Raw genomic sequence first — 19,486 nt, forward strand, 5'->3', positions numbered from 1 at the left:
GCAGGCACACGGCGCAGCGACTCACCGTAGCGATTTATCCGCACGCAGCAACGCATCGATGCGCTCGCCACGATCCACGGATTCGTCGTAACGAAAACGCAACGCCGGCACGCGGCGCAGGCGCATGCTGCGCGATAGCTGCATGCGCAGCTCGCCAGCCATGGCATTGAGCGCCTTGACCGCCGTGGTTGACTGCTCCGGCAGCAACGAGATCACCCAGACCGTCGCCATGTCCAGATCGCGCGTGACCTCGACATCGGACACACTGACCGAAGGCAACGCATGATCGCGCACCGCGGCATGCACCAGCGTGCCCAATTCGCGGCGAAGCTCGGCGGAAACGCGATCGGTGCGGGTGAATGATGGCGGCATGATGGCTCGGTTCGGGATGCGGCATGAATCTGGGCGCATGCAGCACTGCGGGCGCAAGCCCGCGAGACACCGCACCGCACTTGGCGACGGCGCAAACCGCACTGTAGCCAGTCTACGCCCGCCTGCTACAGGGTACGCTTGACCTCGATGCGTTCGAAGCACTCGATTTGGTCGCCTGCGCGCACATCGTTGTATTGCTTGACCGCGATGCCGCACTCCATGCCGCTGCGCACTTCCTCGACGGCCTCCTTGAAGCGACGCAGCGATTCCAGCTCGCCTTGGAACACCACGGTGTTGTCGCGCAGCACGCGGATCGGCTTGTTGCGACGCACGCTGCCCTCGATGACCATGCAGCCGGCCACGGCGCCGAACTTCGAGCTGCGAAACACATCACGCACCTGCGCTACGCCGATGATCTCCTCGCGCACCTCGTTGCCAAGCAGGCCGGACGCGGCCTGGGTGACCTGGTCGATGACGTCGTAGATGATCGAGAAATAACGCAGGTCAAGGCCATTGGCTTCGACGACCTTGCGCGCACTGGCGTCGGCGCGCACGTTGAAACCGATCAGCAGCGCCTTGGACGCAGCGGCCAACGTGGCGTCGGACTCGGTGATGCCGCCCACGCCGGATGCAATCACGTTGACCTTGACCTGATCGTTGCCGATCTTGCCCAGCGCGTCACGCAGCGCCTCGACCGAGCCCTGCACATCGGTCTTGACGACGATATTCAGCGTCTGCTGCTGGCCCTCGTTCTGGCCCATCTGCGCCATCAAGTCCTCGAGGCGATTGCCGGAACGGACCAGGCGCGTCTCACGGCGCTTCTGCTCGCGTTGCTGGGCAACGTCCTTGGCCAGGCGTTCATCGGCCACGACCGCCAGATCATCGCCCGCCTCGGGCACGCCCGAGAGACCCAGCATCTGTACCGGAATCGACGGACCGGCGCTGGCAACCTGCAGGCCGGCCTCATCGAACAGCGCGCGCACACGACCATATTGCGTGCCGCACACCACGTAGTCACCGCGCGTCAACAGGCCCGACTGCACCAGCACCGTGGCCACGGGACCGCGGCCCTTGTCCAGGCTCGACTCAACCACCACGCCGCTGGCGCGGCCATCGGCCACAGCACGCAATTCCATCACCTCGGCCTGTACCGAGATCGCATCCAGCAGCGCATCCACGCCTTCACCCGTCTTGGCCGACACCGGCACGAATTGCGTGTCACCGCCCCATTCCTCGGGCACGACTTCGTGCTGCACCAGACCCTGTTTGACGTTGTCGGGGTTGGCATCCGGCTTGTCCATCTTGTTCACGGCGATGATCAGCGGCACCTTGGCGGCGCGCGCATGCTGCACGGCTTCGACCGTCTGCGGCATCACCCCGTCATCCGCAGCCACCACCAGCACCACGATGTCGGTCAGCCTGGCGCCGCGCGCGCGCATCGCGGTGAAGGCCGCGTGGCCGGGCGTGTCGAGAAAGGTGACCACGCCCTTGCCGGTCTCGACGTGATACGCGCCGATGTGCTGGGTGATGCCACCCGCCTCACCCGCTGCGACCTTGGTGCGGCGAATATAGTCCAGCAGCGACGTCTTGCCGTGATCGACATGGCCCATGATGGTGACCACGGGTGGACGCGGCACGCGCTCGCCGACGGCCTCGGCCTGTGCCACCAGTTTGGTCTCGGCGTCGTTCTCGGTGGCACGCACCGCCTGGTGTCCGAGTTCTTCGACCACCAGCACCGCGGTGTCGTGATCGATGCCCTGATTGATGGTCGCCATGACGCCCATCTTGAACAGCGCCTTGACCACATCGGCGCCTTTGACCGCCAGCTTCTGCGCCAGGTCGGCGACGACGATGCTGTCGCCGATGGCGACTTCGCGCACCACCGGCGCGGTGGGCTTGGAAAACGCATGCTGGCCCGCAACGGCGCGGCCCGCCTCGGGCTTGCTTTTGCCGGGTTTGCGGCGTCCAGCGCGACGTGCGCGCTCGGCTTCAGTCAAATGCAGTTCGCCGCCGCCAGTGAAGCGCCCGGCATCACCATCGCCACTCGCCGGCGCGCGATGCGAGCCACGATCGGGAATGCGATGGCGGTGCGGAGCTTCCGGAGCACGCGCGGGCTTGTCAGTTTTGGCACGCTCGCGGGGCGGATGCGCGCGCGCTTCGCCTGTCGCCGCAGTCGTTTCAGCGGGGGGCGATTCAGCCTTGCCTTCGCTGGCGCGCACGGCATCCTGAGCTGCTTGCTGTGCCTGCATCTGCGCAACGATCTCGGCCTGCTTGCGGGCCTCCTCTTCGGCGTGCTGACGCTCCACTTCTTCGGCACGACGGCGATCGGACTCGACCAACTGCGCTTGCTGCTGGTCGCGCTCCTGCTGCGATTCACGCAGTTTGCGAATCGCGTCCTCGCGCTCACTATCGACCGCGGACTCGTCGGCAATGACGCTGCGCTTGACATAAGTGCGCTTGGCGCGCACCTCGACGGCGACCGTCTTGGAGGTTGCCGCGCGTCCGGAGCCGCTGGAAACCTTGATCTCGCTGACCTTGCGCCGGCTCAGCGTGACGTGGGTGGGCGCAGTGATGGTCTCGCTGGCGTCTTCAGCCTTGCCGTGCGCGCGGCGCAGGAAGCCCAGCAACTTCATTTTTTCGGTGCTGCTGACGGCCTGGTCAGGGCCTTTGAAATGCATGCCCGCCTCGGCGAGCTGGGCCAATAGCTTGTCAGCCGGAATGTCCAGCATCGTGGCAAGGTGTTTGATGGTGACTTCAGCCATGTCGATCTACTCCGCAGGTTTCGAGCCGCGCGACGAGGCGCGGGAGCGTGCGCTGAACATGTCCGGGCCTCAGCCGCCCTGCTCCATTTTCTCGATCATCGGCGCACGTGCGGCCATGATCAGCGCCGCCGCGCGCGACTCGTCCATGCCTTCGATATCCATCAGATCGATCACGGCGAGATCGCCGAGATCTTCCAGCGTATTGATGCCGCGCTCGCCGAGCACCGCAAGCAACTCGGAGTCCATGCCGTCCAGGGCATCCAGGCTTTCGGCACCGGAGTCGCCGCCGCTTTCCTCAGCGACCAGTGCCTCGGTCAGCAACGCATCGCGGGCACGCGCACGCAACTCCTCGACGATATCTTCATCGAAGCCTTCCACAGCCAGCAACTCGGCGGTCGGCACGTACGCAATTTCCTCGACCGTTGAAAAGCCCTCCTGCACCAGGATCTGCGCGATTTCAGTGTCCACCTCGAGCTTGTCCATGAACAGAGCGAGCGCGGCTTTTTGCTCATCCTCGCTCTTGGCCTGCACCTGCGCCTGGGTCATCACGTTGAGCTGCCAGCCGGTAAGCTTGCTGGCGAGCTTGACGTTCTGACCGCCGCGACCGATGGCCTTGGACAACTCGCCTTCGGGTACGGCGATATCCATCGAGTGCTTGTCTTCATCGACGATGATTGACTCGACCTGCGCCGGCGCCATGGCGTTGATCACGAATTGCGCGGGGTTGTCGTTCCACAGCACGATGTCGACACGCTCACCGTTGAGCTCGTTGGCGACCGCCTGAACGCGCGAACCGCGCATGCCGATGCAGGCGCCAATGGGATCGGTTCGATGGTCGTGGGCCAACACCGCAATCTTGGCGCGATCGCCAGGATCGCGCGCGCAGGCCTTGATCTCGACCAGGCCCTGGCCCACCTCGGGCACTTCCAGCTTGAACAGCGCGATCATGAATTCGGGTGCGGTGCGCGAGATGAACAATTGCGGCCCGCGCACCTCGGCGCGAATCTCCTGCAGATAGCCGCGCAAACGATCGCCGACGCGCACAGTTTCGCGCGGAATGGCGCGTTCGCGTGGGATAAAGGCCTCGACATTGCCGCCCAGGTCCAGATAAATGCTGCCGCGCTCGACGCGCTTGACCACGCCCGTCAGCAGCTCGCCGACGCGATCGCGGTAGGCATCCAGCACCAACTCGCGCTCGGCCTCGCGCACGCGCTGCACGATGACCTGCTTGGCCGCCTGCGCGGCGATGCGCCCGAACTCGGGATTGTCGATGGGTTCCTCGATGAATTCGCCAACCTGGATGTCGGCGCGTTCCTCGATCGCATCCATCAGACGCGTCATGCGCTCGGGTGACTCCATGACCACATCGTCGGCCACGACTTCCCAGCGGCGGAAGGACGAGTACTCACCACTGTCGCGGTCGATGCTGACACGGATGGCGACATCCTGATCGGGGTAGCGTTTCTTGGCTGCCGAGGCCAACGCCGCTTCCAGTGCCTCGAAAATGATTTCGCGCGCGACACCTTTCTCGTTGGCAACCGCGTCGACGACCAGCATCAGTTCTTTGCTCATTTTTCTACTCCCGCGGGCAGGTGCCCGTTCGGATCATTAGCTAACTGGAGGGGTTTCAAGCTTGCGTGTGGCGCGTTTGCCACGCGGTGCCGGTTTACTGTTGCCCTCGATCACGCCCTGTTTGGGCTGCGGCGCATAACCCAGCGCCACCCAATCGGGGATCAGACGCGCGCTTTCAAAAGCATCGATGGTGAAGGTGAATGGCACGGTGTCGACATTCACAGTGATCAGCTGGCCATCAACCGCCTGCACGCGCCCACGCAGGCGACGGCGTCCATGCTGCGGCAGTTTGAGCGTGACGCGCACCTCGGCGCCGAGCAGACGCGCGAAATGCGCGGCCGTGAACAGCGGCCGGTCGAGGCCCGGCGAGGAAACCTCGAGCGTGTACTGGCCAGGAACCGGATCCTCGACATCAAGCCAAGTGGACAGCGTGCGGCTGGCCGCGGCGCAATCGTCGACATCAACCTCGCGATCTGCAGCCTCGATGTATACGCGCAGCGTGCCACCGTGACCATGCGTCACCCACTCGATCCCGAGACATTCGAGACCGATGCCGGCCAACATGGGCCCGATGCGTTCCGCCAGTGCGCGCGCGTCCAAATCTCCGTCCTGCAGAAACAAAAAAAGGGCGTGACCGCCCTGCCCAGACGCCGCCTTGACGGCGCCACTCCTGCGGCCAACAAAAAAGCCTCACGAGGAGGCTTTCTTGTTCAGAAAGTCTGGTAGCGGGGGCAGGATTTGAACCTGCGACCTTCGGGTTATGAGCCCGACGAGCTGCCAGACTGCTCCACCCCGCAACAGAGTCAGCAATTGTAAGGACGGCGGCGAGCAGACGCAACACTTTTCGCGGAAATCCTGATGGATAGGGTGCCTGCGGACCGACCCCACGGCTTGCACCAGCCCTGAACACCGACGTCTTCGCAATCGCGCTGCAGTCAATGGAGTGGGTGTGGCCCACCTGTAGCCCAACGCTAGCCCACCCATAGCCCAACTCACTTTGACGCCTGACCGTCGGGCTCCTCGTCGACCAAGACCAGTAGAGCCCCCGGCGTGCATCGAAAGTAACGGCACAATCGCTCGATGGTGTCGGTACTGGTCACATAGCCGGGGACGTTGGCGATTCGCGAGACAGTTGGCCGCGACAGGCCGGTCTCCTCACAGACATCGCTGATCGTGATCCGTCTACGCTCACGAAAGCTCTTCTCGTCAAGCAGTTGGTTGAACAGGAATCGGATCACGCGCCCTCCCACTTGATCGCGAGTGAATCATATACTTTACTTTGAGTAAACTGTGTGATATATTCGGATCACATTGCGATTGCACCGCAATGCATACGGAGGTCAGAAATGAAGCAAACGTATCTTACAACTGACGAGCTTGCTGAGCTGATCAAGTACGACGCACGGACGATCCGGGAGCGGCTGAAGGACTCCGTCTTACTGGAGGGCAGACACTATATCCGCCCCTTCGGCGGCAGGAAGATCCTGTACATCTGGGAGTCGATCGAGACGGACATGGCTTCCGGAAGCCGCCTACCGGAAGCGGCGATCCCCATGGCAAATGGCGGGGTCTGCAATGTCTAGTGTTCGCAACCATCTCGGAACTCTGTTCTTCGACTTCCGCTACCGGGGCGTACGTTGCCGCGAGTACACCAAGCTCCGGGACACTCCCTCCAACCGGAAGCGCATGCAGAAGGTCCTCGACCAGATCGAGCAGGCCATCGTCACCGGCACGTTCCAGTACGCCGACTTCTTCCCCGGCAGCGCGCTGGTCGAGAAGTTCGCCGACAAGGGAACATCGCAGGCTGTCGCTCAGGCGCTGCCAGCAGCGGCCAGGATTGCTCCAGCCACCCCGCTCTTCCGCACCTTCATCGAGGATTGGTTCACCCTGTCGCTGCCCAGCTGGCGCAAGTCCCATGCCGGCACCGTCCGCTCAACCATCGACTGCCACCTCACGCCCCATCTGGGCGACATCCCCGTCGCGGAGATCACCAAGACCCACATCCTCCAGATGCGTGTGGAGATCGCCAAGCGCAAGGGCCGCGGCGGCAACGAGACCCTCAGCGCCAAAACCATCAACCGCATCATCCAGCTGCTCCATCAGGCCCTGGCCGACGCCGGCGAGCAGTACGGCTTCACCAACCCCACCGAGCGCATCAAGCGGCTCAAGCAGCGCCGGATCGACATCCTGCCTTTCTCGTTTGCCGAGACCCGCCTGATCATCCACACGGTCCGCGCCGACTACCGGCTCTACATGATCGTGCGCTTCCTCACCGGCATGCGCACCGGCGAGATCCACGGCCTGCAGTGGCGGTACGTCGACTTCGAGCGCCGCCAGATCCTCGTGCGCAAGACCTTCGTGCGCGGCAACATCGAAGACACCAAGACCGACGGCTCGCAGCGCGAGATCGCGATGAGCGAGCCGGTCCACGAGGCCCTGCTCGCCCAGCGCCAGCGCACCGGAGAGCAGGCTTTCGTCTTCTGCACCGCCAACGGCTCGCCGCTGGACAACGACAACTTCACCAACCGGGTCTGGTATCCCCTGCTCCGCCATCTTGGCCTCGCCGCCCGCCGTCCGTACCAGACGCGCCACACCTGCGCCACGCTCTGGCTGGCCGCCGGCGAAAACCCCGAGTGGGTCGCCCGTCAGCTGGGGCATGTCAACACCGCGATGTTGTTCAAGACCTACTCGCGGTTCATCCCCAACCTGACGCGTACCGATGGCTCCGCATTCAACTCGCTGGTGTCCAGCGTGATCGACCACCCCAACGCTTTGCCGGTCTCGACTGTGGACGGACTGGCGCGTGCGTCCATGGAGATCCGCCCATGAGCGAAGCCCTGGGGTCCATTGTCTCGCTATCCGGCCAGGCCGGTATGACCGGCACCGGTCTGTACCTGCTGACGGGCGTGGGCGACCACGTCGGCCACAGCGGCCAGTCGTGCCTGCAGCTGACACTGGAGGATGCCACGGGCCGGATCATCGGCTTTGTCTGGCCGGAATCCCGGCCCCATCTTGTGTGCCCCGCCACACCCGCACCGGTCGCGGTCACGGGACTCGTGCAGGTCTTCCAGAACCATGCCCAACTCAAGGTGCGGACGCTGGCATTGCTGGATGGGGCGCAGGTTTCCAGTGCCACGGCACTCCTGCCCCGGCGGCGCTGCCCGGACATCGCGCTCCCCGGGCTCGAGCGGTTGAGTCAAATGGAGCAAGGGCTGCCCGATCCCCTCAGCGGCTTCCTGCGCAGCGTGCTGCTCGATCCCGCCATCGGTCTGCCCTTTCTGCGCTGCCGCGCCAGCGTCAACCATCATCACGCCGATGTCGGCGGGCTGTTGATGCACAGCACGGAGATGCTGGACCTGGCCGCCGAGCTCACGCGCCGAATCATTCCACACGACGCCTGGTCGCCTTGTCTTGCCCAGCTGGGCTATCTGCTGCACGACCTCGGCAAGCTCAAAACCGTGGGTGAACTGCGGCGGCCGCACTATGCGCGGGTTGTCCCCCACGAGTTCGCCACGATCGAATTGCTGGCGCCGCATCTTCGCTGGCTGGAACAACGCGACCTCGCCCTCGCCACCGCGCTGCGACACCTCTTCAGTTACTTGGCCGCGCCGGGAAAAACACGCACGACCCCCAGCCATGTCGTCGCCGAGATCGTCGAGAAGCTCGACCAGCTCAGCGCCGCCAGCCACAACCGAAGGGACCTCGACTACCTGCTGGAAGGGAGCCGTCGCGCCCACGCCGGCGAACCGTCCCACCGGCGCCCTGCTCCGATAGCACCGCTGCACCCTGCCCTCAGAGCGGCGGGGTAGCGGATGCGCGCGAACATGCTCATCGCGGCGGTCGCCGCGAGGTGATCGCTCGATGCATCGCTCATGACGCGGCGCACGCGTCCATTCCAGGGGTCCACACATGAAAACCAATCTGATCGCCCTCGTCGCCCTGTTTGTCTTTCCGTTGGTTGCCCTGTGGTCCGGCCTGCTCGCGGAACGCCTGATGGGTCCTCGCGCCCGCAGGAAACGCCGTGCGCGTGGCAAGTCCCGCGCAGACAAGTAGACAACACAGGTGTGTGCGCCGACGCCGATTTGAGCCATGCGCCGGGTTTGCGGTGAGCCGGTTGGAACGCGCAGAAATTCAAGCCTGGCGCCGTGCGCAACTCGTTTGCGATGGCTCAGTCGCCGATCGGCATGTGGCTCAAATCGACGTCGGCGCCAACACAATGAACTCAAATCCCAACGCGGTCGACCCTGACACCCTCACGGCCGGCGACTTCCCGATGCCTCGACTCAGCGACGATGCCGTCGTGCAGATCCACGACTTCATCCATCACGTCCTGGACCTCTTCGAGGCCCACTACGGCGATCAGATCCATCGCTTCTACGAAGACCTGTACAGCGACTGCTTGATCGAGCCCGACAACACCGAAACCGCAGCCGATCCACCCTTCTGAAGCCAGTCCCTTCACCGACCGTACACGCCGCCAGCGCACACCACTGGCAGCGTTGTTCCTGGCGTCCTCGATACCCGTTGCGCACCCTGGCGTCCCGCATTGCCTTGGGTCCGGGTACCGCTCAAATGACCGAGGGACACCCCACCTTGTTCGCCTTCGGATAGGTCGGGTCAGTGGCCCGAAATTAACGCGGGTCGTAACACGCGTGAGCACCTGACCGGCGTGCTGCATCTGCGGTTCGAGCCGCTGCAACGCCGCGCGGGGCAGCAAGGGCGCGAGGAACTTCCGTGCCAGCTGCAGGGTGAGCGCTGTCTCGACCTCCATGCCGGGCAGCTCCAGCATGCGGCTGCCGGCCGCCCAGCTCCACCCCGCAGGCTTGGCGTCATCGCACGTGATCTCGACAGTCGCCGCGAGCTGATGCAAGTCGCGCTGGACCGTGCGCAGCCCGACTTCGATCCCGTCGGCAGCAAGGCGCTTGCAGAGCTCCGGCGCCGTGATCTTGCGAGGCGCCGCAGGAAGGTGCGCCAACATGCTCAGCGAGCGGGCCAGTTTTGAGTCAGCCCTGCGCGAAGAGGTCATGGGTCGTCTGTCTCTCGTGGCCGACTTTAGCCGTAATGTTGGCGCTGGTTGAAAACTGATCCGTCGTTAACACCAATGATGCTCAAAATCGCGAAGCTCGGCTGCTCATCGGATTATCTTTCGTGGATCGCAAATTGGAGTTCCCAGGATCCCGTGGACACCTAAATATCAACAACTGTGCCGCTGCCTCGAACTGCTCGGGACAGACGCCAGCCAGATGCTGATGCCGACGCGTCCGATTGTAGAAGTTCTCGATATAGTCGCCGATGTCGTCGGTGGCTTGCTTGCGCGTGTTGTAAATGCGCTTCTTGACGCGCTCCTTCTTCAGGCTCGAGAACAAGGACTCTGCCACGGCGTTGCCCCAGCAGTTTCCTCGCCGGCTCATGCTGGGCCGCAGGCCATAGCCGCCCTTGGCGCGCAGATTGTTCTCGTGCATCAATCGAGCATCGCGATGCTTGCTGCTTCGCCACCTTGGCCGAAAGTGTCCACGAAATCGTGGGAACTCCTGCTAGCTGTACGTGCTGGCCATCTGGCTCCGACGACAATTTGCGACCTGCGCAAGGATTGGTGTGGATTGACCTCAAGGTTGGGCACAGCTCATCTCCAATAGGCATAGTTGAAGAGTGCATCAAGCTCCGTGAAGTTCTCCAAACCCAACTCATTGCGTATGCCATGGGCCTGTTGGCAGTATCGCGCATAAGCATCACCATTGACGTTTTTTTTGCTCGGATGCGATGGGTAGTCGTATATTCCAGCACGCTGCATCCCGGATACGGCATTCTGGTTCATTACGGCAAATGCTGAGTTGTCAATGGCATGCAGAATTTCGGTTAATAGATTGATGCCGGCGCCCGGAATTTCCTGGAAATGCTTGTGTAGAACATTGAAAGCCTCTATTGGAGATGAACTTCTCTTTGCCATGACCTCAGCAATAGCAACCAAAAAGAGTTTGGCATGATTGGCAACTTTGGTCTTTCCTCGATCCAATCCGCTGGAATGGAAGTGACGGATCAATGCTTCGTAGCGTTGCAAGAAATTTTTCTCTGTTATTTCTCCTGAAGCCAGGCCCCTCAACTCCTGCGCAACATCGAATAGATCTTTATTCCTTCGAATTTGGTTTGCAAGGAACCCCTCATCGGATTCGTCATCTTTCATTACTTTCAGCATTTCGCCCAGCAGCCCATAACGGCTCTTTTTCATGTCTCTTAACAACTTGTCGGCACGGGGTTTCTGTGTGTTCCTTAAAAAATCATTGACACCGTATTCGCGCTCATACTCGTCGATACGTCCAGCTTTGGCTTTGATAAGGACCTTTTCATTAACGAGTTCATCGAAGTAATCTTTTATCGAATTCGTTACAGAGCCATTCACATCGTTGATCAAAGCAGATGCCTCATAGTTCAAGGAAAATCCGCCATTGGTAAGATTGGCTGAGCCAATAAGAACTACCTTCCATTTTTTGCCCTCAAACGCGTAGATCTTCGGATGAAATGTTTCAACGGTGTCGTTTAGGAATAATTCGAAATCTTTGTAGTGCAGCCCCAATTCAAAAAGTTCGCGGAGCAATTTGGGTTCGGTCAAATGAAAATCGAGGCCGATAGCCATCCTAGCTATGAGTCCCTTCTTGAGCCGATCTTTCAACGTATCCAGCATGTATGGCGCTGATTTCTTTGCAAAGGCAACCATGCAATGCATGCGATCAGCTCTTTTCAGTAAATCAATCACGACATCAGCGTGTTCATGACCAACTGAATTCACCAACAACTCGACATTCATGCTCGCCTCAGTTTAATTCTGCTGAAATGATAACCTTTGCCGCTGCTGAGTTGTAGATTAGACCGCCCGTACGCAGAATATCAGACGGTCCAAACACAGCGAATTTTAATTTCATAGGCATCCCCCTTCGGTTCTTTGGATCATCAAATTAATCGCCCCTTTACAACCATTGCGCGCGATTAAGCACATCACGCGCCAAAACGCATGCCATTCTTGCCCAAGCACGTAGCATTCCGCGCCGCAGTGGCACCTTGGGCCACTGCGGACGCATGATCCCAACGTTGCTTCCAACAACGTCCTGCGCGCCATCCACAGATTCACCAGCGTGAACAGAATCGTCATTCGTGCACTATTCTTCGCCAAGTCCTTGTAGTGCACCTTCGCGTAGCTAATCAGGTAGTGAGTTTGAGGCCATCCTGAATATTTCCGGCGCCCCACCAATCAATTCTTCCGTTACGTCCGACTTTTTCAGATGACTTTTCGAGGACCATATATGTCGGATACCTATTAAATGATTCAGCAGAAATATCTGAAGCGCCCGTTTCTGAAAAATCCGTCAATAGAATTTTTATATATTCTCTGATGTCATCAAGATTAGGCAAAATTTCATCCAATTCGTTCAACTTGAATGGAACATATTTGTCGCCTGAAGTATTCGCTGCTGTGTCTGCCATGCCCACAATCTGCGTGAACCGCCCGAGTGCGTTTTGCGGTGCATTGAATAACAGATCAAAAAAAAGCACTCTTTGTTCATCATGTATATCAGGCTGTCTGAATGCATCAGTTATTTCTGAATACCTCATCACAACTAACATTAATTGATCGCAAAGCCGATGCAGCTTGTCGGCACGATTTTTGCGCTCTCCTCCTGATAAAAGCGCCTGTGCCGGCCAGCTCGATTTCCAAGCGAGAAATGCCTCAACTATCGGAGATTGCATCCCACCTGCAAATATTCGGTCGAATGTCAAATCAATTCGATCGAGCCGATCTGACGGTTGAATATTATCGCAACTACGCGCCGGTGCCGCCAGGATGCCAATCAGAATGTATCGAACTGCATTAACGATTCTCGTATATGGCTGGAGAGCCTCCTGAAGATGCTTTTCAATGAAATCGATCTGATCATCACGGCGTTGCTGTTGAGCTAGTTCGCGCTGCTTTTGAAAAGTATGGTCTGAACTTTTGGCAATGCGGTATAGCAGCATGGAGACTAGAAGAATTGCTGCGACGCCAAGTGTGGCTTGTACGACCACGCCGACCTGTTCAAATTGATCGCCGACAAAATAGTCGTGATTCGCCATCCACCCAATACCAACAAACGCAATGATCAAATATAACACGACAAAAAATGCAATTTTCCCAGTACTTGGATTTTGCGATTGGCTCTTGCTCATGGCATGCGCTCCTTTTTTGCACCTAGTTAATACGCCGTTGAACTACCCCAAAGCTCCATCGGTTCCATTTGCAGTAAATGGCTGCCCATCGGCTTGACGCTGGTCAACTTTTAAGCAGCTTTTGTAAATCCAGTCGATCTCCGATAGAGATCTATCACTGTACAAACAACACATACCTCGAGGCTGAAGCTCGCGCCTCTCGGATCACACCAAGTATTGGCACCAGGCTCTATGCCGATTGGGCATCTCCTCAATGGCTTCTGATTGGATGACACGGTCTTCACAATCGCCTCGTGTTGTCTTGGCTCGAAGTCGCCTGTTCCTGTTCGGATGCATGCATGCTCCCCGCGCCCAAGGGCATGTCGAGCCCCGAAACCACCTCTTCGCGCTGCAGCCGTTCGGCCATGGCTTCGATGGGCTGGCGGTAGGTAGTGACCGCGCGCTTCGCATGCGCCTGCGCTTCGCTGAGCAGCGCCTCGGCGACTCGACGCACCGCGGGGTCTTCGCGCCAGCGCTCGTTGGCGGCGAACTGGGTGTAGTCGATCGGCGGCAGATTCGGGTCCAGCGCCCATTGCGCCGCGGCCCGCAGCGCCAGGTGCGTTGCGTGCTCGATGTCGTTGCTGGCGCCGCTGTCGGGGTCGGCACCGTCATCACCGCCCAATTGCTGTTGCGCCGCGCGTCCGGCGAGCATCACGGCCAGCTCGTCGAGCACGCGCGCGCGGGTGTGCTTGACGAAGCCATCGTCCTCGCGATCGAACACGGTGAAGCCCAGCATGTGTTGACGCGGCACGATGCTGACTTGCTCGATGCGGCGCTGCGGAAACAGGGCCCTCGAAACCTCGGCATGGCCGGCCTCGTGCAGCGCGGTCAGGCGTTTGTCCGCCGCGCTCAACGCGCGGCTGCTGCGCGGGCCGAAGCGCTCGGTGGTGATGATCTCGCGCATGAATGCCGTATCCACCTCGGCGCGACCTTCGCGCAGCAGCGCATAAGCCGCTTCATTGCGCACCGACTCCAGGGCCGCGCCGCTGAGACCGGTGGTGGCATCGAGCAAGGCTTCCACGTCCAGGGACTGGCCGCCGGGCAACGCCTGGTAGCGTGTGATGAATCCGCGCCGGGCTTCGCGGTCGAGCATCGGTACTTCCACGTGCAGGCCCAGCCGCCCCGGTCGCAACAGCGCCGGATCGAGGCGCTCCAGATAATTGGTGGCGGCCACGGTAAACACCGGACTGCTGCCGCCACCGAAGCCATCGAGCGCGCTCAGCAGTGCATTGATGGCGGCGGTGTAGGCAGTCTGCTGGCGGTTTCCCAGCACATCGATCTCGTCGAGGAACACCAGCGCCGGGGCATAGTGCCGCGCGCGCTCGTACAAGGATTGGGTGAACCTCGGGTCAAGCAGGTCCACGCCATTGGCAGCCAGGAACGGCAAGTCCGCTTCGCCGGCCAGCGCCTTTGCCAGCAAGGTCTTGCCGGTACCGGGCGGGCCATGCAGCACCATGCCACTGGGGGATGCCACGGCCCATTGCTCGAGTTGCCGCGGTTCCTTCAGCAGGTGCACGATTTGTTGCAGGCGCTGCTTGACCACGACGTGGCCCTGCACGTCGCCGAAGCGGACGCTGGGCACCTCGACGACCAGCGCACCGCCGCCGGTGAAGTCCTCGGCGCGTTGCGGCACCGCGACCTGCGGGTCGTGCAAGGTCAGGGTCCATGGGCTCGCCTGGGTGTCAAGCGTGCGCTCGAACACCACGGTGCGATTGCGGCGCCTGAGGCACTGCACCAGATCCGGCCCGTCCGGCTGCGGCTGCACCGGAATGCCCAGGCGCTCCTTGATGGGCTCCAGCTTCTCCAAGGTGCCCGGCGTGAAACGGATGTCCAGTGACTGGCCGGCGAGCAGCGCGAAATCCTGCCGCAGCGCGTAGGTATCCAGCTCGGGCAGCCACAGGTCGCGCAGCGCGCGCGCAGTGACCTTGCGTGCATCAAGATCGGCGCCATGGGCGAGCAGGCTGGCTTCGACCAGCAGCTCCGTGTTGGCCTCCCAGTGGAGCCGAATGCCCACGGTTGCAGCGTACGTCGACTTCAGCGTCCCCAGACCCTGTCTGGCGAGTGTGCGCAGTTCGGCCTCACCCAGCGGGGCAAACAACAGCAGGTTGGAAGACCCCAACGCACTGAGCAACCCGGGGTCGTACACGGGCATGCTGTCACTGCTATAGCTCGTGCTGCGCCGCTTGCGCAGGTAATCGAGCAGCGTGTCCTTGCCTTGGCCCGGCTGGCGCGCATAACGCTCGAAGAAGCCCGCGTTCCGTGCGAGCTCGCCATCGATGCTGGCAGTGAAGATGAAAATGCACTGTCTGGCGTCCACCGCGGGCTCGGCGATGCGCTCCTGTTTTAAGTCATTGTTCTTGTAGAAGCCATAGCGATCGGTCAGGAATCCGGTGTCGAACAGCTCCAGCAGCACGTTCTGCGTGTTGGGATGCGCCTTGTCCAGATGATCGAGGATGATCACCGAACGCGGATGCTCCCGGATCCACTGGGTCAATTCACCGGGCCTCGCATCGTCATAGCCTTGGGTCAAGCCGACCAGGCCGAAACTCTGATTGAAGCTGGTGTAGGCCGACAGATCGAAGGTCGTGCTGGCCCAGACGTCTTGAGGCCCCGCCGAAGCCTCGGATGGTGTCGATGAAGGCAGTTCAGATGCTCTCGCCAGCGCCTGCGCGATGATCCCTGCGGCGAAGCTCTTGCCCGTGGCCGTGGGACCCACAAAGAAGAAAGTGGCCCAGGGCTTCTTGGGCGCCGAACGCAGTGCCGGTGTTTCCATCAAGGCCGCCGCGATCTTCGGGACCAGCTCTCGAGGGTCGAGGAACGCCCGTTCCAGGTCGCTGCGAACGCGCTTTGCGGCGTCCATCACCTGTGCCCGAGTCAGCGGCGGCAGTTCCTTGACGGGATCAGTGGATGCAGCGTCCTTGGTCAACCCGACGCTTGCGGCGAGCATGCGTGCGTATTCGACACGGAATTGATCCCGAAACGTCTCTTCGAGCAGGTTGTCCAGATTCTCGACGCGTAGCCCAAGCTTGACCAAATACGACGCGGCCTCGGCGGATAACGGATTCACATAGACCGACATTGCACTGAGCATCGCCATGGCCATGGCCAGTGTCCAATCGCGCCGCGCGGACGCCAGGACCATCGCGGGCAGACGCGCGCTGGCGTTGGCGGAGGTGCCGTCCACCGTGTGCCGGATGGCCAGCATCAGGTCCGAGAGATCGATCGCGGCATGGTCATTGACGCGCGCGATCCCGCGCGCCACGGCGAGCAGGATGCACGGCGGTTCTTTGGGGCGCGGTGCCGGATCTTCAGCAGCCATGGCATCCAGTCGCTGAGCCGGCTGCAACGGCGCCTGCGGGCACGCGCGTGTCGTGCGAACAACGCGCAGGAACCACAGGCCAAGCGGGTCGCCTGCTGCGCCGCATGGCTCGTTCGCCTGAAGGCGGGTCACCACAACCCGACCTGCCCCCTGCGATGCTGTGCGTCGCCCCCTTCGCACGCGCCATCACCAAGACTCTCCTGTGCCCGGTATGGACGGGCGCCAAACCGACGCTCGTCATCAGTTAAATCGCTCATCGCCGGGGTCGTGTCAACTTACAAATTCCATGTAATCGTAATGTCCACATGAGAATCCATCCCGCACGCGCAGCCGGTGCGACGTTGCGGGACCATTCGCCGCACCCCATCCGCAGGCCGATGCGGCTTGCAGCAAGAACCCGCCTGGTCGTAGCGTTGCCCTATGAACCGGGCATCCGCCCGATCGACAGCGAGATCAGCCCCATGGCCAAAACGATTTCCCGTCATCCCCACGGTCCGGTGCACTGCGAGTCCTGCGCGCGCACGGGCAAGCACATCGAGATGCTTGCCCAGGATGCGCTGGATGCATCGTTCCAGGTGCCGGAAGACATCCAGCCTGAGGGACTGCGCTCCTACCGCTGCCCGGCGTGCGAGAACATCCAGGTGTTCCGCGTCGACTGACCCCGCGCGCGCGACCACCCACTGCCCATTGCCCTGCACCGCGCAGCCCCATCGCTCCATCGCCGAGCAGCTGGCGCGTACGTTGGCGGGTCGCGGCGCAGTGCCGTCGCTTCAGTCAGCCGGCGGCGCGTCTGGCAGACTCGTCCCGAACCGCGATGCACGCGCCGCATCCTTCTCGCCTGCCCGCAGCACGGCGCCGTCGAGCGCACTGACACCGCGCAGTCCCACGCCATGAGCGTGAAAGCCGAGCGCCGCGGTGCGGCCGCTGTAATCGAGATGGTCGTGGTGGTGACCATGAAACAGGGTGTGCACGCCCAGGGCTCGGGCAAGTTCGTCGATCGCGGCAAAGCCGAGCGGATGACATGAGGGCGCCTCATGCGTGACCAGCACTTCGGCGTCCTGCCCGACCAGCGCATCGAAATCGTCGGGGAACAGGCTGCTGTGATGCCTGATCACGCCCAGGCTTTGCAGGGTACGGGCCCAGTCCTTCGGATTCGTGCGCAGCCGCAGGTCCGCGAGATAGGCCGACAACGAAGAAAACCTTGGTTCCACGGGCCGATCAGGACGCCAGATCTCGTCGCGGAACACGCCGCCCAGCCCGGCGATGCGCACGCCGGCCACCTCGACCACGCGACCATGCAGGTTGCGCTCGGGCCAGTCCTGCAACGCATCCCAGGTCGGCGCGCGATCGGTATCGTGATTGCCATGGATGAACCATACCTGCGTGCCCCACGCCTCGATTGGTGCCATCAGTTCCTGCAGCGGCGCAGGCGCCTCGATATCGCCCAGCAGGACCAATGCCTGCGGTCGCGACGCGCGCACGACCGCGAACAAATGCTCGAAATGGCCGTGCGGATCACCGGCAAACAGGATGTTCGGCGTGACGGGCGGACGATGTGGCATGGGGGACGCCGGAAACACGGAAGGGCGCAGCAAACCTGCAGGCTGGTTGGGGGGCCGCTACCGCACTTTCCGCAATCTGCGCACCATCGTCTTACCTGCTCAAGGCCCGACTCGACCTGACGGCTTCGCCGTTCCAGCCGGCCATAACATGAATGCAGGGCTCACTGCATCCACACGAAACGTCATTGACCCGGCGGAGGTCAAGGTGCTCGGCGTGCCGATGGGCCAGATTGTGTTAAGCGAAAGCCTAGTGGGTGCCTAGGCTACCGGCCGCCCGCGGCAGCCTTGGCAACGACACGATTCTGCCGTTCGGTCGCCTTCTGCAGGACCGTCGTGTAGACGCGCTTCTTCTCCCGCGAGCTCGAGTTCCGGATGAATTCCGAAATCGAGCTGGAAGTGGAAGGCGTGCGCTTTGAGAACATCACGAACATCAGATCATCCTACGCCAGCCCCAGGCGCCGCTCAAGATCTGCCTTGGTCACGCGCTCAGGAATGTGACTGTCGATCTGATCTACACCCGCCCTGTAGAAGCGGTTGCTGTTGTCGTTGTTCTTCATCAACAGATCCACGCTGATCGACTTGCCGAGCTCTTTCTTGAGGCGGTTCACGACCTCACGGGCGGCAAAGTACTGCTCCACGAAATGCTCAGGGCGGATCCTGCGTCCTTCTGCGATCTCCCGCGCCTGAACAAACTCCCAAGCCAGCATCGGGTCCTGGTACACATAGAGAATCTGTACGGTCCTTCGCTTCTTCAGGGAGCGTTCGATGTTCTTCTTCGCTCGGTCGAAGTTCGACAGCGTTCCGTCCAGGAGGAAGCTCTGCTTCTGGTCAAGCGCCAGGTCGTGGATCTTGTCGACAAGGACAGAGACCGCCTTTTGGAACACCCAAGCGTTGTTGCCGACGTAGCTTGCGAACTCGCTCCGCAATTCGTCAGGATCGATGCGGATGATGGGGCGATCGGGGAAGATGTCGATCAGCTCAATCGAGGCCTCTGTCTTGCCAGCACCCGGCGATCCCGCCATGAATATGGAGACTGGATCCGACTCTGGCAAGTATCTCGCTGTGTCCGTCAACCGACGTGCGATCGACGTCTTGTTGGCTCTGGCGTACGCAAGTGCTTCTTCCTCAAGCCTAGTCTCTACCTCACTCGGTAGCGGTGTCCCGACCATCAGGAGTACTGGTTCATCGCGCGAGCCTCGGTGATGGCTGCATGAGCGGCCGTGTGGTGAACTGGACTGCTGCCGGCTTGATGGACTTCGAGCGGTAATGCCAGCGTCGGTGCCGGATCGACATGCGAGCTTCAGGCGCATGGTCAACTGGCTTGCGACACTGGTCAAGTTGTCCATCGAGACGGATCAAGGTGGTAGGCGAGGCTTGGTCACCAGGCTGGCAAACTCAATCAAGGCAGCTCCGCCTGCAAGTCCCACCGCGCCGCCACATACGTCATCACCCAGCGCACTGCGACGATGTCGCGCGTGATCGGCTTGCCCAGATCATCCACGCACTTGATGCGCATGCGCGGCACCGGCTTGGTGTCGCCGCCGTGATCCCGCAACGCCACCGAGCTGCGACGGACCTCGACCCACACGCGCGCCGAGTCGCCCTGCCCGCTCAATCTCGGCATCATCGGCCAACGCCATGCGCCCGCGCTCGCGCTCGCTCTG

18 protein-coding genes, 1 tRNA gene and 1 pseudogene are annotated in these 19,486 nt (G+C 61.4%); 5 read left to right on the top strand and 15 right to left on the bottom strand.

The features are described from left to right. Nucleotides 1-21: 21 nt before the first annotated feature. The 6 genes from rbfA to Mschef_RS10515 all read right to left on the bottom strand — a co-directional run bounded on the left by rbfA (nt 22) and on the right by Mschef_RS10515 (nt 5,944). The gene (rbfA, locus tag Mschef_RS10490) at nt 22-372 is read right to left on the bottom strand and encodes a 30S ribosome-binding factor RbfA (protein ID WP_081128194.1); all 351 of its coding nucleotides are present in this window, start codon (nt 370-372) and stop codon (nt 22-24) included. A 125-nt stretch (nt 373-497) separates the two neighbouring features. After that, the gene (infB, locus tag Mschef_RS10495) at nt 498-3,134 is read right to left on the bottom strand and encodes a translation initiation factor IF-2 (RefSeq protein WP_081128195.1); all 2,637 of its coding nucleotides are present in this window, start codon (nt 3,132-3,134) and stop codon (nt 498-500) included. 69 nt (nt 3,135-3,203) lie between these two features. After that, nucleotides 3,204-4,706 carry a transcription termination factor NusA gene (gene nusA, locus Mschef_RS10500; RefSeq protein WP_081128196.1) on the bottom strand — a complete coding sequence of 501 codons (1,503 nt, stop codon included), beginning with the start codon at nt 4,704-4,706 and terminating at the stop codon, nt 3,204-3,206. Between the two features lie 36 nt (nt 4,707-4,742). Then, nucleotides 4,743-5,270 carry a ribosome maturation factor RimP gene (gene rimP / locus Mschef_RS10505; RefSeq protein ID WP_168708965.1) on the bottom strand — a complete coding sequence of 176 codons (528 nt, stop codon included), beginning with the start codon at nt 5,268-5,270 and terminating at the stop codon, nt 4,743-4,745. Nucleotides 5,271-5,426: 156 nt separating this feature from the next. Continuing rightward, a tRNA-Met gene (locus Mschef_RS10510) sits at nt 5,427-5,503 on the bottom strand. Between the two features lie 195 nt (nt 5,504-5,698). Next, on the bottom strand, nt 5,699-5,944 hold the full coding sequence (locus Mschef_RS10515; RefSeq protein WP_081128200.1) for a helix-turn-helix domain-containing protein: 246 nt from the start codon (nt 5,942-5,944) through the stop codon (nt 5,699-5,701). A 108-nt stretch (nt 5,945-6,052) separates the two neighbouring features. Between Mschef_RS10515 and Mschef_RS10520 the strand changes: the two genes are divergently transcribed. From Mschef_RS10520 to Mschef_RS17730, 4 genes are all read left to right on the top strand, one after another. Continuing rightward, nucleotides 6,053-6,289 carry a hypothetical protein gene (locus tag Mschef_RS10520; RefSeq protein WP_081128202.1) on the top strand — a complete coding sequence of 79 codons (237 nt, stop codon included), beginning with the start codon at nt 6,053-6,055 and terminating at the stop codon, nt 6,287-6,289. Next, nucleotides 6,282-7,535 carry an Arm DNA-binding domain-containing protein gene (locus tag Mschef_RS10525; RefSeq protein WP_081128204.1) on the top strand — a complete coding sequence of 418 codons (1,254 nt, stop codon included), beginning with the start codon at nt 6,282-6,284 and terminating at the stop codon, nt 7,533-7,535. The genes Mschef_RS10520 and Mschef_RS10525 overlap by 8 nt, the downstream gene beginning before the upstream one ends. After that, a complete protein-coding gene (locus tag Mschef_RS10530) occupies nt 7,532-8,515 on the top strand; it encodes an HD domain-containing protein (protein WP_136256632.1) in 984 nt (327 codons plus the stop codon). The genes Mschef_RS10525 and Mschef_RS10530 overlap by 4 nt, the downstream gene beginning before the upstream one ends. 100 nt (nt 8,516-8,615) lie before the next feature. Beyond that, nucleotides 8,616-8,759, top strand: a complete 144-nt coding sequence (locus Mschef_RS17730; protein ID WP_168708991.1) for a hypothetical protein — start codon at nt 8,616-8,618, stop codon at nt 8,757-8,759. Nucleotides 8,760-8,928: 169 nt separating this feature from the next. Here the strand turns inward: Mschef_RS17730 and Mschef_RS10535 are convergent, their stop codons facing one another. The 5 genes and pseudogenes from Mschef_RS10535 to Mschef_RS10550 all read right to left on the bottom strand — a co-directional run bounded on the left by Mschef_RS10535 (nt 8,929) and on the right by Mschef_RS10550 (nt 16,260). After that, nucleotides 8,929-9,732 carry a hypothetical protein gene (locus tag Mschef_RS10535; RefSeq protein ID WP_139789398.1) on the bottom strand — a complete coding sequence of 268 codons (804 nt, stop codon included), beginning with the start codon at nt 9,730-9,732 and terminating at the stop codon, nt 8,929-8,931. 178 nt (nt 9,733-9,910) lie between these two features. Then, nucleotides 9,911-10,129, bottom strand: a pseudogene (locus Mschef_RS10540) (IS3 family transposase); the annotation flags it as partial. A 200-nt stretch (nt 10,130-10,329) separates the two neighbouring features. Further along, nucleotides 10,330-11,508 (bottom strand): phospholipase D family protein, encoded by a 1,179-nt coding sequence (locus tag Mschef_RS10545; protein WP_081128210.1) that lies wholly within the window; start codon nt 11,506-11,508, stop codon nt 10,330-10,332. A gap of 392 nt (nt 11,509-11,900) precedes the next feature. Then, complete coding sequence (locus Mschef_RS17285) at nt 11,901-12,902, bottom strand: hypothetical protein (protein WP_136256588.1); 1,002 nt, start codon at nt 12,900-12,902, stop codon at nt 11,901-11,903. A gap of 280 nt (nt 12,903-13,182) precedes the next feature. Then, on the bottom strand, nt 13,183-16,260 hold the full coding sequence (locus Mschef_RS10550; RefSeq protein WP_081128212.1) for an AAA family ATPase: 3,078 nt from the start codon (nt 16,258-16,260) through the stop codon (nt 13,183-13,185). Nucleotides 16,261-16,721: 461 nt separating this feature from the next. On the opposite strand from Mschef_RS10550, the gene Mschef_RS10555 reads away from it, so the two are divergent. After that, nucleotides 16,722-16,919: a hypothetical protein gene (locus Mschef_RS10555; RefSeq protein WP_136256589.1), complete on the top strand. Its 198-nt coding sequence runs from the start codon at nt 16,722-16,724 to the stop codon at nt 16,917-16,919. Nucleotides 16,920-17,030: 111 nt separating this feature from the next. On the opposite strand, the gene Mschef_RS10560 is transcribed toward Mschef_RS10555, so the two are convergent. From Mschef_RS10560 to Mschef_RS10570, 4 genes are all read right to left on the bottom strand, one after another. Continuing rightward, nucleotides 17,031-17,822 (bottom strand): metallophosphoesterase family protein, encoded by a 792-nt coding sequence (locus Mschef_RS10560; protein WP_081128216.1) that lies wholly within the window; start codon nt 17,820-17,822, stop codon nt 17,031-17,033. A 263-nt stretch (nt 17,823-18,085) separates the two neighbouring features. Continuing rightward, a complete protein-coding gene (locus Mschef_RS17735) occupies nt 18,086-18,253 on the bottom strand; it encodes a hypothetical protein (protein ID WP_168708976.1) in 168 nt (55 codons plus the stop codon). 9 nt (nt 18,254-18,262) lie between these two features. Continuing rightward, complete coding sequence (locus Mschef_RS18125) at nt 18,263-19,168, bottom strand: zeta toxin family protein (protein WP_197686776.1); 906 nt, start codon at nt 19,166-19,168, stop codon at nt 18,263-18,265. 53 nt (nt 19,169-19,221) lie between these two features. Then, on the bottom strand, nt 19,222-19,449 hold the full coding sequence (locus Mschef_RS10570) for a hypothetical protein (protein WP_136256590.1): 228 nt from the start codon (nt 19,447-19,449) through the stop codon (nt 19,222-19,224). Nucleotides 19,450-19,486: the final 37 nt, after the last annotated feature.

Origin of the sequence: Metallibacterium scheffleri, assembly GCF_002077135.1 — a bacterium.
GTDB lineage: Bacteria > Pseudomonadota > Gammaproteobacteria > Xanthomonadales > Rhodanobacteraceae > Metallibacterium > Metallibacterium scheffleri.

Coding starts and splice junctions, on each gene's coding strand:
- rbfA (WP_081128194.1), bottom strand. CDS start 372: ATGCCGCCATCATTCACCCGCACCGATCGCGTTTCCGCCGAGCTTCGC.
- infB (WP_081128195.1), bottom strand. CDS start 3,134: ATGGCTGAAGTCACCATCAAACACCTTGCCACGATGCTGGACATTCCG.
- nusA (WP_081128196.1), bottom strand. CDS start 4,706: ATGAGCAAAGAACTGATGCTGGTCGTCGACGCGGTTGCCAACGAGAAA.
- rimP (WP_168708965.1), bottom strand. CDS start 5,270: ATGTTGGCCGGCATCGGTCTCGAATGTCTCGGGATCGAGTGGGTGACG.
- Mschef_RS10520 (WP_081128202.1), top strand. CDS start 6,053: ATGAAGCAAACGTATCTTACAACTGACGAGCTTGCTGAGCTGATCAAG.
- Mschef_RS10525 (WP_081128204.1), top strand. CDS start 6,282: ATGTCTAGTGTTCGCAACCATCTCGGAACTCTGTTCTTCGACTTCCGC.
- Mschef_RS10530 (WP_136256632.1), top strand. CDS start 7,532: ATGAGCGAAGCCCTGGGGTCCATTGTCTCGCTATCCGGCCAGGCCGGT.
- Mschef_RS17730 (WP_168708991.1), top strand. CDS start 8,616: ATGAAAACCAATCTGATCGCCCTCGTCGCCCTGTTTGTCTTTCCGTTG.
- Mschef_RS10535 (WP_139789398.1), bottom strand. CDS start 9,732: ATGACCTCTTCGCGCAGGGCTGACTCAAAACTGGCCCGCTCGCTGAGC.
- Mschef_RS10545 (WP_081128210.1), bottom strand. CDS start 11,508: ATGAATGTCGAGTTGTTGGTGAATTCAGTTGGTCATGAACACGCTGAT.
- Mschef_RS17285 (WP_136256588.1), bottom strand. CDS start 12,902: ATGAGCAAGAGCCAATCGCAAAATCCAAGTACTGGGAAAATTGCATTT.
- Mschef_RS10550 (WP_081128212.1), bottom strand. CDS start 16,260: ATGGCTGCTGAAGATCCGGCACCGCGCCCCAAAGAACCGCCGTGCATC.
- Mschef_RS10555 (WP_136256589.1), top strand. CDS start 16,722: ATGGCCAAAACGATTTCCCGTCATCCCCACGGTCCGGTGCACTGCGAG.
- Mschef_RS10560 (WP_081128216.1), bottom strand. CDS start 17,822: ATGCCACATCGTCCGCCCGTCACGCCGAACATCCTGTTTGCCGGTGAT.
- Mschef_RS17735 (WP_168708976.1), bottom strand. CDS start 18,253: ATGTTCGTGATGTTCTCAAAGCGCACGCCTTCCACTTCCAGCTCGATT.
- Mschef_RS18125 (WP_197686776.1), bottom strand. CDS start 19,168: ATGGACAACTTGACCAGTGTCGCAAGCCAGTTGACCATGCGCCTGAAG.
- Mschef_RS10570 (WP_136256590.1), bottom strand. CDS start 19,449: ATGATGCCGAGATTGAGCGGGCAGGGCGACTCGGCGCGCGTGTGGGTC.